General features: G+C 74.2%; 13 protein-coding genes. 6 read left to right on the forward strand and 7 right to left on the reverse strand.

The genetic code is table 11. The features are described from left to right. The first annotated feature begins 213 nt into the window (after positions 1 to 213). From ACFWEK_RS13555 to ACFWEK_RS13565, 3 genes are read left to right on the forward strand one after another with little or no spacing between them, the layout of a single operon-like run. Positions 214 to 933, forward strand: a complete 720-nt coding sequence (locus ACFWEK_RS13555) for a ThuA domain-containing protein (RefSeq protein WP_430554385.1) — start codon at positions 214 to 216, stop codon at positions 931 to 933. Positions 934 to 937: 4 nt separating this feature from the next. Continuing rightward, complete coding sequence (locus tag ACFWEK_RS13560) at positions 938 to 1,135, forward strand: hypothetical protein (protein WP_430554386.1); 198 nt, start codon at positions 938 to 940, stop codon at positions 1,133 to 1,135. A 32-nt stretch (positions 1,136 to 1,167) separates the two neighbouring features. Next, positions 1,168 to 1,554: a VOC family protein gene (locus ACFWEK_RS13565; protein ID WP_430547702.1), complete on the forward strand. Its 387-nt coding sequence runs from the start codon at positions 1,168 to 1,170 to the stop codon at positions 1,552 to 1,554. Positions 1,555 to 1,593: 39 nt separating this feature from the next. On the opposite strand, the gene ACFWEK_RS13570 is transcribed toward ACFWEK_RS13565, so the two are convergent. Genes ACFWEK_RS13570 through ACFWEK_RS13580 form a run of 3 tightly spaced genes read right to left on the reverse strand, consistent with a single transcriptional unit; the run spans position 1,594 to position 3,306 of the window. Next, a complete protein-coding gene (locus ACFWEK_RS13570; protein WP_430554387.1) occupies positions 1,594 to 2,265 on the reverse strand; it encodes an AIM24 family protein in 672 nt (223 codons plus the stop codon). Positions 2,266 to 2,281: 16 nt separating this feature from the next. Further along, positions 2,282 to 2,932 carry an NUDIX domain-containing protein gene (locus tag ACFWEK_RS13575; RefSeq protein ID WP_430554388.1) on the reverse strand — a complete coding sequence of 217 codons (651 nt, stop codon included), beginning with the start codon at positions 2,930 to 2,932 and terminating at the stop codon, positions 2,282 to 2,284. After that, the gene (locus ACFWEK_RS13580) at positions 2,929 to 3,306 is read right to left on the reverse strand and encodes a DUF4406 domain-containing protein (RefSeq protein ID WP_430554389.1); all 378 of its coding nucleotides are present in this window, start codon (positions 3,304 to 3,306) and stop codon (positions 2,929 to 2,931) included. Before ACFWEK_RS13580 ends, ACFWEK_RS13575 begins: the two co-directional genes overlap by 4 nt. Before the next feature lie 51 nt (positions 3,307 to 3,357). Between ACFWEK_RS13580 and ACFWEK_RS13585 the strand changes: the two genes are divergently transcribed. Beyond that, positions 3,358 to 4,116, forward strand: coding sequence for a DeoR/GlpR family DNA-binding transcription regulator (locus ACFWEK_RS13585; RefSeq protein WP_430554395.1), 759 nt, complete (start codon positions 3,358 to 3,360; stop codon positions 4,114 to 4,116). Positions 4,117 to 4,228: 112 nt separating this feature from the next. Here the strand turns inward: ACFWEK_RS13585 and ACFWEK_RS13590 are convergent, their stop codons facing one another. Then, positions 4,229 to 4,729: a tRNA (cytidine(34)-2'-O)-methyltransferase gene (locus tag ACFWEK_RS13590; RefSeq protein WP_430547707.1), complete on the reverse strand. Its 501-nt coding sequence runs from the start codon at positions 4,727 to 4,729 to the stop codon at positions 4,229 to 4,231. A gap of 92 nt (positions 4,730 to 4,821) precedes the next feature. On the opposite strand from ACFWEK_RS13590, the gene ACFWEK_RS13595 reads away from it, so the two are divergent. Both ACFWEK_RS13595 and ACFWEK_RS13600 read left to right on the forward strand, forming a co-directional pair. Continuing rightward, entirely contained in the window at positions 4,822 to 5,934 is a 1,113-nt protein-coding gene (locus tag ACFWEK_RS13595; protein WP_430554390.1) for an alcohol dehydrogenase family protein, read from the forward strand. Next, positions 5,921 to 6,988 carry a proline racemase family protein gene (locus ACFWEK_RS13600; protein ID WP_430554391.1) on the forward strand — a complete coding sequence of 356 codons (1,068 nt, stop codon included), beginning with the start codon at positions 5,921 to 5,923 and terminating at the stop codon, positions 6,986 to 6,988. Before ACFWEK_RS13595 ends, ACFWEK_RS13600 begins: the two co-directional genes overlap by 14 nt. A gap of 39 nt (positions 6,989 to 7,027) precedes the next feature. Here the strand turns inward: ACFWEK_RS13600 and ACFWEK_RS13605 are convergent, their stop codons facing one another. From ACFWEK_RS13605 to ACFWEK_RS13615, 3 genes are all read right to left on the reverse strand, one after another. Next, positions 7,028 to 7,861: an alpha/beta fold hydrolase gene (locus tag ACFWEK_RS13605; RefSeq protein WP_430554392.1), complete on the reverse strand. Its 834-nt coding sequence runs from the start codon at positions 7,859 to 7,861 to the stop codon at positions 7,028 to 7,030. Beyond that, the gene (locus ACFWEK_RS13610) at positions 7,861 to 8,688 is read right to left on the reverse strand and encodes an alpha/beta hydrolase (RefSeq protein ID WP_430554393.1); all 828 of its coding nucleotides are present in this window, start codon (positions 8,686 to 8,688) and stop codon (positions 7,861 to 7,863) included. Before ACFWEK_RS13610 ends, ACFWEK_RS13605 begins: the two co-directional genes overlap by 1 nt. A 61-nt stretch (positions 8,689 to 8,749) precedes the next feature. Continuing rightward, positions 8,750 to 10,385, reverse strand: a 1,636-nt coding sequence (locus ACFWEK_RS13615; protein WP_430554394.1) for a LuxR C-terminal-related transcriptional regulator, incomplete at its 5' end; no start/stop codon positions are given.

Raw genomic sequence — 10,385 nt, forward strand, 5'->3', positions numbered from 1 at the left:
GGTGGGCTGTTTTATGTTTATACCACACCGGCGGGTGTGGGGTGGCCGGCTCCGACGCCGCGTGGGGCCGGCTGATCGCGCACCCTGCGCATCTTCGAACTGCCGCGCTGAGTCCGAACTGCCGCCGCGAACGTCAGGGCATCGCGGTGCGGCGCGATCGTTCCTGGTCGGTCGGTGGCCCGGACCCGGGGCGGCCGGGCAGGATGGTGCGTCGTGACGACGACGCGCGACTCCCGACCGACCCGCATCCTGATCCTCGCCGGCCGCGGCCGCCACGAGGACCCCTGGCACGACCACGCGGCGACGTCGCACCGGCTGGCGCTGGTGCTCTCGGGCCTGGACCTGACGTCCGGCGCCCCGGAGGTCGTCGTGCGCTCGACGTTCCCCGACGGCCTCGACGACCTGGACGACGTCGACCTGCTCGTCGTCAACGCGGGCACGCCGTGGCCGGGGCTGCGGGAGGCGGGCATCGGCCCTGACGACGCGGCCTGGGCGCCGTTCCACGCACGCCTCGACGCGTGGGCGCGTGCCGGCGGACGGATCCTCGCGGTGCACCAGGCGGCGAACGCGTTCGGCGACCACGCGGAGTGGGAGGAGGTGCTCGGCGGCCGGTGGGTACCGGGGGAGTCGATGCACCCGCCGCTGGGCCCCACCACGGTGCCGCTGGCGGTGGGGGCGCACCCGATCACGGAGGGGCTCGGGGCCGTGGACGTGGTCGACGAGCGGTACTGCCACCTGCGCGTGGCGCCGTCGTCGCAGGTGCTGGGCTGGGTGGTCGGCGACGACGGGGAGCGGCACCCCGCCGTCTGGGTCGCCGACGCGCACGGCGGCCGCACCGTGTACTCCGGGCTGGGGCACGACGTCCGCGCCTACGACTCGCCGTCCCACGCCGAGCTCCTGCGCCGCGCGGCCTCCTGGCTGCTGGAGGGCTGACGGGGTGCGAGTCTTCCTCATCGCCGCGCTGTTCGTGACCCTCGCGGGCGCGTCGGTCTGCGTGATCGAGGCGCTCGCGCCCGACCTCTCTCCGTTCGGCCGGTTCCTGGTCAACGTGCCGATCTTCATGGGCGGCGGGTGGGCCGTCCGGGCTGCCGCGGAGCGCCGTCGTCGAGAGCGCGCACGCGACCGGATATCTTGACGTCGAGATACTTCCTGCGACGAGGAGACGACATGCGGCTGCATCACGTGCAGGTGGCCTGCCCGCCGGGCGGCGAGGACGCCGCCCGCGCCTTCTACGGCACCGGGCTCGGCCTGACCGAGGTGGCGAAGCCCCCGGAGCTGGCGGGACGCGGCGGCTGCTGGTTCCGGGGGTTCGACGGCGACGGTACCGTCGCCGCCGAGATCCACGTCGGCGTGGAGGACCCGTTCGCCCCGGCACGCAAGGCGCACCCGGCCCTCGTGGTCGACGACGTCGCCGTCCTCGACGCGACCGCGGACCGGCTGGAGGCCGCGGGCTTCGCCGTCGACCGCTCCGAGCGCGGGACGTTCGCGGGGTACCTGAGGTTCCACACGCGGGACGGCGCGGGCAACCGCGTCGAGGTGCTCGCCCCTGCCTGAGGGGCTGAGCGGCCGCGGGCGGCCGCGCCCGGACCGGCGTCAGCTCTGGTTCGGCAGCGGGTGGCCCTCCGACGCCTGCACGACGACGATCCCCTGCCCGGTGAGCCCGAGCTGGTACGCCTCGCCCGACCCGCGGCCGATGGCGGCGCCGAGCTTCGCCGTCTTGCGCACGGTGCTGGTGAGGGTCGTGGACCAGAGCACCACGCTCTGCATGTCGACGTAGGTGGGCTCGTCGACCTCGAGCACCACGGGCGTGCCGTAGGCGGTGACGGCGAGCGCGCCGGAGCCGGTGAACGTGGTGTTGAACAGCCCGCCGCTGAGCATCGACGCGCCCTGCACGCGGTTGATGTCCCAAGTCAGCGAGCTCTCGAACGCGAGGATGTTGCTGCCCGAGACGGTGACGCTCTCGTTCTCCAGGTACAGCACGAACACCTCGTCGGCGTCCTGGGCGAGGAACACGTCGCCGCTCCCGGCGACCTTCATCAGCGACATGCCCTCGCCGGTGAACGCCTTCTTGAAGAGCTTGGTCATGCCGCCCGCGCCCTCGTAGGCGAAGTCGACGTCGCCCTGGTAGGCGACCATCGACCCCTGCTTGGCGTAGAAGAACCCGCCGGAGCCGGCGAGGTCGACCTTGAGCATCCGCGGGTTGACGAGCTGGAAGCTGCCGGGCTCACCCTGCGGCTCGGTGTGGTGGAAGAGGCTGCTGCGCATGGTGGACATCCTGTCGTCACCCCCGCAGTGCCCACCACTGGAGCAGCATGATGGTCTTGCCGTCGACGATGCGGCCGTCGCGGACCATGGCCAGGGCGTCGTCGCGGTGGAGCTCGACGGCCTCGATGTCCTCGCCCTCGTGGGCGACCCCGCCGCCGGGCCCGACACGGTCGCCAGGGGTGTAGGAGGCGGCGTAGAAGTGGACCTTCTCGGTGACCGACCCCGGGCTCATGTACGCGGTGAAGACGTGCGCGACCGGGCCGACGGCGACGCCGAGCTCCTCGGCCACCTCGCGGCGGATCGCGGTCTCGGGGTCGTCGTCGTCGAGCAGGCCCGCGGCCGTCTCGATCAGCATGCCGTCCGGGTGGTCGTTGACGTACGCCGGGAACCGGAACTGGCGGGTGAGCAGCACGGTGGACCGCGCGTCGTCGTGCAGGAGGATCGTGGCGCCGTCCCCGCGGTCGTAGGTCTCCCGCTCGAGGGTGTGCCAGCTCCCGTCGCGCCGGCGATGGTCGAACGTCGTGCGGCGCAGCACGTGCCAGCCCCGGGAGGTGAGCTCGACGTCGCGCACGACGACGTCCGGGTTGCGGCGCAGGTCCCGTCCGGCCCGGTCGAGGCCCGTCCGGCCGCGGTGGTCGGGGACGTCGACGCCGGGGAGGCCGCTCACCGGTCGGCGTCCGCGAGGCGCGGCACGTCGGCGACGTCGTAGTAGACGGGGAGGCCCCGGCTCTCGGCGATCGCGACGTCCTGGTCGGCCCCGGTCGACTCGCCGGGCAGCCGGAGCACGGCGTCGCAGTGCTGCAGCAGCCGCTCCGCCGTCGGGTAGAGCACGTCGTCCGCGAGGTCGTCGTCCAGCGTGGCGCCGGCCGAGCGCAGCACCGGCAGCGCCACCCACTCGCCGATCATGGGGACGTGCCCGGCGGCGAAGAGGGGCCAGGCGGCCTCCTCGAGCCGGCGCAGGTTGGCCTCCATCGCGGCGGGGTCGCCGTCGGTGCCGGAGCGGTAGGGGCCGGCGACGAGGATGAGCAGTGGTCGGGTCATACCCGTAGACTAGACACAAACATGCAGTACTACGAAGAAACGAGCAACGCCATGTTAGCTGCCGAGAGGCGTGACCACCTCCTCGAGACCCTCCGTCGCGACGGCAAGGTCGTGGCCAAGACGGTCGCGGCGGAGCTCGGCCTGTCGGAGGACAGCATCCGGCGCGACCTGCGCGAGCTGGCGGCCGAGGGTCTGTGCCAGCGCGTCTACGGAGGCGCGCTGCCGGTCTCCCCGGCGGTCGTCGACTACGCCGGCCGGCAGCAGGTCTCGGTGGCGGGCAAGGAGCGCGTCGCCGCGGCGGCGGTGCGGCTGATCGACCCGGGGAGCACGGTGATCCTCGACGGCGGGACGACGGCGCTCGCGGTGGCACGGGCGCTCCCGCCGGACCTGGAGTGCACCGTGGTCACGCACAGCCCGACCGTGGCGACGGCGCTGGTCGAGCACCCTGTGGCCGAGGTCTTCGTCCTCGGCGGCCGGCTCTTCAAGCACTCTGCGGTGGCGAGCGGAGCGGCCGCGGTCGAGGCCGCGCAGCGGGTCTCCGCCGACGTCTTCCTCCTCGGGGTCACGGGCATCCACCCCGACGCCGGGCTCACCACCGGCGACCCGGACGAGGCCGCCATGAAGCGGGCGCTGGCCGGCCGCGCCGCGGAGACGTTCGTGCTGGGCTCGTCGGAGAAGATCGGCGCCGCGTCCCCGTTCGAGGTGATCGGTTTCGACGCCGTCGCGGGTGTCGTCACGGACGCCGACCCGGGCTCCGACGTCATGGCCCGCTTGGGCGAGCTCGTGCGCGTCGTCGGGGCGGACGCATGACCGAGCCGGGCAAGAACGTGCACGACCGTGCGCGGCCACGTGAGCAGGGCGGCCCGGGGATTCCTGGACGTCCTGGCCGGGTGACGGCGCGCCACGCCCCGCCGCCTCGTGCTCAGACGGCGCCCGGGAACCCGGCCTGCCGCCACGCCTCGTAGACGACGATGGACGCGGCGTTGGTGAGGTTGAGCGAGCGCCGGCCGGGCAGCATGGGGATCTTCACGCGGTCGGTGACGCGCGGGTGGTCCATCGCCTCGGCGGGCAGGCCGGTCGGCTCGGGGCCGAAGAGCAGGACGTCGCCGGGGCGGTAGTCGACGTCCGTGTAGGTGGTGTCGGCGTGCGCGGTGAAGGCGAAGACGCGCGCTTCGGGCAGGGCGTCGAGCGCGGCGTCGAACGTCGGGTGCACGTCCATGACGGCGAGGTCGTGGTAGTCCAGCCCGGCGCGCTTGAGCTTCGCCTCGGACAGGTCGAAGCCCAGCGGCTCCACGAGGTGCAGCCGCGCTCCGGTGACGGCGGCGAGGCGGATGGCGGAGCCCGTGTTCCCCGGAATCCGGGGCTCGTAGTACACGACGTGGGCGAACGGGGACGCGGGCACGGGCGGGAGCTGGTCGGGCACGGGCCCGATTCTCCCACCGGCCGTGCGCGGGGCCGGACGTCGTGCCGCGGCACCCGATGACGGGAGGCCCCTCCCGCCCCTAGGCTCCCTTGATGGCGGAGATTCCGGCGGTGATGAAGGCGGTCCAGCTCGTCGGCCACGGGGGCCTCGACCGGCTGGTGTACCGCGAGGACGTGCCCACGCCCGCGCCCGCCGCGGGCGAGGTCCTGATCGACGTGCACGCGTGCGGCATGAACAACACGGACGTGTGGGTCCGCGAGGGCGCGTACGGCACGGAGACGGACCCGGGCTCCGTCTCGACGTGGAGACGCGGCAGATCCACGCTCACCTTCCCCCGGATCCAGGGCGCGGACACCGTCGGCGTGATCGCCGCCGTCGGCGACGGCGTGCCCGCCGGCCGGGTCGGGGAGCGCGTCGTCGTGGACTTCAGCATCTACCACCGGCCCGAGGGCGACGACAGCCTGGCGGACATCGACTACATCGGTCACGGCCGCGACGGCGGGTACGCCGAGTACATGACCGCCCCCGCCGAGAACGCCTACGAGATCACGGCCGACATCGCCGACGCCGAGCTCGCGACGTTCTGCTGCGCCTACCTCACCGCGGAGCAGATGCTCGACCGGGCGCGGCTGGCCGCGGGGGAGCGGGTGCTCGTGACGGGGGCGTCCGGCGGCGTGGGGTCGGCGATCGTGCAGCTGGCCCGCGTGCGCGGTGCCGTCCCGTACGCCGTGACGAGCGCCGGCAAGGAGGAGGCGCTGCGGCAGATCGGGGCACAGGACGTCGTGCTGCGCGACGCCGGCGACCTCGTCGCCGAGGTGGGGCGGGTGGTGGACGGTCCGGTCGACGTCGTCGCCGACCTGGTGGCCGGGCCCATGTTCAACGACCTGCTGCGCATCCTGCGGCCCGAGGGGAGGTACACGACGGCGGGCGCGATCGGCGGCCCGGTCGTGCAGCTCGACCTGCGCACCATGTACCTCAAGCAGCTCGAGCTGCACGGGTCGTCGCAGGGCACGCGCACCGCCTTCCGGCGGCTGGTGCGCTACATCTCCGACGGCGAGATCCGTCCGCTCCTGGACCGCACGTTCCGGCTCTCCGACCTGCACGACGCGCAGCGCGCGTTCCTGGCGAAGTCCTACGTCGGCAAGCTCGTCGTCGTGCCGGACCGGCACTGGGACGGCGTGGGGGCACGGTATGCGCAGCCGTGAGCGCACCATCGAGCTGATCGACGCGCAATCCGGCGGCGACGTCAGCCGGGTCGTCATGTCCGGCGTCGAGCCGCTGCCCGGGCGGACCGTGCTGGAGAAGGCGCGCTACCTGGAGCAGCAGGGCGACGGGCTGCGCCGCCTGCTGCTGTCGGAGCCGTACGGCGACCCGGCCATGTCGGTCGACCTGATCGTCGAGCCCAGCGACCCGCGGGCGCAGGCCGGCTACGTGATCATGGAGGCGATGGGGTACCCGCTGTACTCGGGCTCCAACACGATCTGCACGGCCACCGCCCTGCTGCAGAGCGGGGCCATCCCGCTGCGCGACGGCGACGGGCTGCAGGACGTGACGCTGGAGTCCCCGGCGGGCCTGGCACGGGTGAGCGCCCGGGTGATCGACGGGCGGGTCGTGTCCATCACCACCGAGGGCGAGCCGGCGTACGTGGCCGACGAGGCGTTGAGCGTCGAGGTGCCGTACCACGGCGACGTGCTGTTCGACCTCGTGTGGAGCGGCGCGTACTACGCCCTGGTCGACGCGTCCCGCTACGGGTTCGACATCGGCCCGACGGAGCAGGTGGCGCTCACCGCGTTCGGGGACGCCTTCGTCCGCGCGGCCCGACCCGGCCTGCGCCAGGAGCACCCCGACCTGGGCGACGTCGGGCCGCTGCCGTTCGCGCACTTCATGGGGCCGCTGCGCCAGGTCGGCGACGGCCGCTGGGAGTCCCCGTCCGCCACGTACGTGCACCCTGGCGTGCTCTGCCGGAGCCCCACCGGCACCGGTACGTCGGCGCGGCTCGCGCTCTTGGCGCAGCGCGGGGAGATCCGCGACGGCGAGTCGCTGGAGACGGTCTCGCCGCGCGGCAGCCGGTTCGTGGGCACCGTGCTGGAGCGCACCCGCGTGGGCGACTACCCGGCGCTGCGCTCCGCCGTCACCGGCGCGGCCCGCGTGATGGCGCGCTCGCAGATCACGGTCGACCTCGACGACCCGCTCGTGGACGCCTCTGACCTCGAGCCGCTGCTCACGCCGCCCGCCGACCGGCCCGGTGACGCCGGGTGACCCTCCGGCCACGAGGGGCGCCGGAGGGTCACCGTCGCGTCACGCCTGGACGAACGCCACGAGGTCCTTGGTGAACTCGTCCTCGTACGCCCCGACGATGCCGTGCGGTGCGCCCGGGTAGACCTTGAGCGTCGCGTCGGCGAGGATCTCGGCCGACCGCGCGGCCGCCGCCTTGATCGGCACGATCTGGTCGTCGTCGCCGTGCGCCACGAAGACCGGGACGTCGATCGCGCGCAGGTCGTCGGTGTAGTCGACCTCCGAGAACTGCGCGATGCAGTCGTACGCGGGCTTCAGGCCGGCCTGCATCGAGAGCCGCCAGAACTGCTCGATCGCGCCCTGGGAGACGTTCGCCCCCTCGCGGTTCGCGCCGAAGAACGGGACGGCGAGCTCGCGGTAGTACTGCGAGCGGTCGGTCCGCACGCCCTCGCGGATGCCGTCGAACACCGCGATCGGGGTGCCGTCCGGGTTCTCCGGCGTCTGCACCATCAGCGGGGGCACGGCGCCGACGAGGACCGCCTTGCGCACGCGGGCCGAGCCGTGGCGCGCCAGGTAGTGGGCCACCTCTCCGCCGCCGGTCGAGTGACCCACGAGCACGACGTCCGTCAGGTCGAGCTGGTCCAGCAGCGCGGCGAGGTCGTCCGCGTAGTGGTCCATGTCGTTGCCGTCGCCCGTCTGCGTGGAGCGACCGTGACCGCGTCGGTCGTGCGCGACGGCGCGGAAGCCGGCGTCGGCGACCGCCATCATCTGACGGTCCCAGGCGTCAGCGTTGAGCGGCCACCCGTGCGAGAACACGACCGGGGTACCGGTGCCCCAGTCCTTGTAGAAGATCTCGACGGGACCGGTCGAGCTGTCGGAAGTGGTGATGAAAGGCATCACAGCCCCTTTTCCTTGAGCCACGCGAGCGCGGCGTCCGCGACCTCGGCCCAGCCGTGGTCGATGGTGAGCGAGTGTCCCCGGTCGGGGAACTCGACGAGGTCGGTGACGGCGCCGGAGTGCTTCCGGTGAATCTTCGCGGAGGTGCGCGTCAGGGACGCGGGCGCCGTGTGATCCATGCCGCCACCGATGAACAGGAGCGGACCGCGGTCCGCGTCGCGGGTGTCGACCCGCGCGGGAGATCCCGGCAGCAGGTTCGCCGCCGCGTCCTCGAACAGAGGTCTGCCGGGAGAGGGGATCGTCCACTGGTCGTAGAGCGCAGCGGCCTCGTCGTCCGAGAGCTCGTTGGCGAAGCCGTACCGGAACTCCTCCGGGGTCAGCGCGACGGTGCCCCGGAAGCTTGCGGGGGTCGTCAGCGCGACGGCGGCCACCCGCAGCGAGCTCGGCGGAAGGAGGATGTTCCCGCGCAGGGGTGCCGGGTCGATCGCGACCGCCGCGGCCACCCGGCCCTCGGTGAGCAGGCGCTGGGCGACGAGGCCGCCGAACGAGTGCCCGACGACGACGGGCCGAGGGTCGAGACCGTCGACGTACAGGCCGTCGAGGACGTCGGCGTAGTGCGCCACGACGTCGTCGATGCCCACGCCGCCCGCGAGCTCGGGGTGCTCCCTCGCCTCCGCCACGGTGGCGGGGGCGCCGGGCCACCCCGGGTTGTGCGGGTCGTACCCGGCCTCCGCGAAGCGGTCCATCCACGGCGTCCACGAGTCGGCGTGGAGCCACAGGCCGTGGACGAAGACCACGGCACGGCGGGACGCGCTGAACTCGGTCATGGTGTGTCTCCCAGGGGTCGGAGACCTCACCCTCACCCGCGGGGGTGGCCGGCCGCTTCTGTCAGATGACTGGTCCCGCTCCGGGGACTCCGGCGTCGACCAGGTCGCGCAGCTGGCCGCGCGACGTCACGCCGAGGAGCGGGAACACCCGGTAGAGGTGGAACCCGACCGTCCGCGGGGACAGGAAGAGCCGCTCCGCGATCTCCCGGTTGCTGCGTCCCTCGGCCGCCAGCCGCACGATGCGGCGCTGCTGCGGCGTGAGCTGCGCGAGGGCGTCGGGCGTGCGCTCCGCCACCGCGACCCCGGCGGCGCGGAGCTCGGCGCTCGCCCGGTCCGCGAACGAGGCGGCGCCGATGCGCAGGAAGGTCTCGCGTGCGGCGCTGAGCTCGGTCCGTGCCTCGCTCACGCGCTGCAGGCGCCGCAGCCGCTCGCCGAGGTCGAGCCGGACGAGGGCACGCTCGAACGGCCAGGTGGCGCCGGCAGGGTCGGCCAGCGCGGCGCGGTACTCGCCCACCGCGTCGTCGGGGGACGCCAGCAGGGCGCGGGCGTGGTGCAGCAGGGCCGCCACCCGCGGCCCCGGGGTGTCGCCGACGTGTGCCGTGACGGCGGAGAGCACCTGGGTCGCGTCCGCGAGCCGCTCGGGCCGGTCCGCGCGAACGGCGGCGGAGGCGAGCAGCGCGATCCCGTGCACCGAGGCGTGCCGGTGGGTGGGCCGCCCGTCGGGGGCGAAGGTCCGGCGGAGGGCGTCGTAGGCGGCCTCGGGCTCGCCGGCGACCAGGGAGGCAAGACCGAGCGCCTGTCGCGCACGCACCTCCACGGACCGGGTCGCCCCCGGCCCCACGTCGGCGAGCGCGTGCTGCGCGAGGTCCCGGGCCTCCTCCGTCCTGCCCCGGCCGGCGGCGAGCAGGGCGGCCGTCTCGACCGCGGCCGCCCGCACGACCGGCATCCCCGTCGCCTCAGCGACGCGCACCGCGTCCTCGACGTGCCCCTGGGCGTCGTCCCACCTGCCGAGCTCGTGCAGCGCAGCGGCGAGGGTCGCCGTGACGAGGGCGTTGGCCCCCTGCGTGGGACCGCGGGAGAACAGCTCCAGCAGCTCGCCGAGCAGCCGCGCGGCCAGCCCGGTCTCGTCGAGCATCCACGCCGCCCCGCCGAGCACGTTGAGCTCGCTGATGCCGAGGTGCGTGGCCGCCCGGACCGCGCCGTCCAGCGTGGCGCGCGAGGCCGGGGCGAACGGCGCGGCCGCGGCCCGCACCCACGCGGTCACCGGGACGGTGTCGGCCGGGTGCAGCGCCTCGAGGCAGCGCGCGACGTCGTCGATCAGCTCGTCGTCGCCGGAGTAGTAGGCCGTCACGGCGGCGGGGGCCAGCGCGGCGAGGGCCAGCGGGGGATCGGCCGCCCCCGCCCGGCGCGCGACCCTCGTCAGCCGTTCGACCGCGGCGCGGTGGCGGGGTGTCGAGGCAGCCGCCCATCCCCCGTAGAGGTCGGCCTCCCAGCGCGTGTGCTCGTCGTCGGTGACCTCGAGGGCACGGGCGGCCAGGCGCTCCACCCAGGCCGTGCGGCCCGTGTACATGGCGGCCGGCGCCGCGAGCACGAAGCGGCGCGCCGCCTCGTCCGGGTCTGCCGAGAGCTCGCCCGCGCGCTCGAGCGCGCGGGCGCGCGCGGCCCAGCCCCCCCCGGCGCGGGCCCCGGCGGGCGGG

Source organism: Isoptericola sp. NPDC060257 (assembly GCF_042726645.1).
Classification (GTDB): domain Bacteria; phylum Actinomycetota; class Actinomycetes; order Actinomycetales; family Cellulomonadaceae; genus Isoptericola; species Isoptericola nanjingensis.

Bases quoted from the DNA above. Each gene is read 5' to 3' on its own strand.
- ACFWEK_RS13565 (WP_430547702.1), top strand. From the start codon at position 1,168: ATGCGGCTGCATCACGTGCAGGTGGCCTGCCCGCCGGGCGGCGAGGAC.
- ACFWEK_RS13570 (WP_430554387.1), bottom strand. From the start codon at position 2,265: ATGCGCAGCAGCCTCTTCCACCACACCGAGCCGCAGGGTGAGCCCGGC.
- ACFWEK_RS13580 (WP_430554389.1), bottom strand. From the start codon at position 3,306: ATGACCCGACCACTGCTCATCCTCGTCGCCGGCCCCTACCGCTCCGGC.
- ACFWEK_RS13585 (WP_430554395.1), top strand. From the start codon at position 3,358: ATGTTAGCTGCCGAGAGGCGTGACCACCTCCTCGAGACCCTCCGTCGC.
- ACFWEK_RS13595 (WP_430554390.1), top strand. From the start codon at position 4,822: ATGGCGGAGATTCCGGCGGTGATGAAGGCGGTCCAGCTCGTCGGCCAC.
- ACFWEK_RS13600 (WP_430554391.1), top strand. From the start codon at position 5,921: ATGCGCAGCCGTGAGCGCACCATCGAGCTGATCGACGCGCAATCCGGC.
- ACFWEK_RS13605 (WP_430554392.1), bottom strand. From the start codon at position 7,861: ATGCCTTTCATCACCACTTCCGACAGCTCGACCGGTCCCGTCGAGATC.
- ACFWEK_RS13610 (WP_430554393.1), bottom strand. From the start codon at position 8,688: ATGACCGAGTTCAGCGCGTCCCGCCGTGCCGTGGTCTTCGTCCACGGC.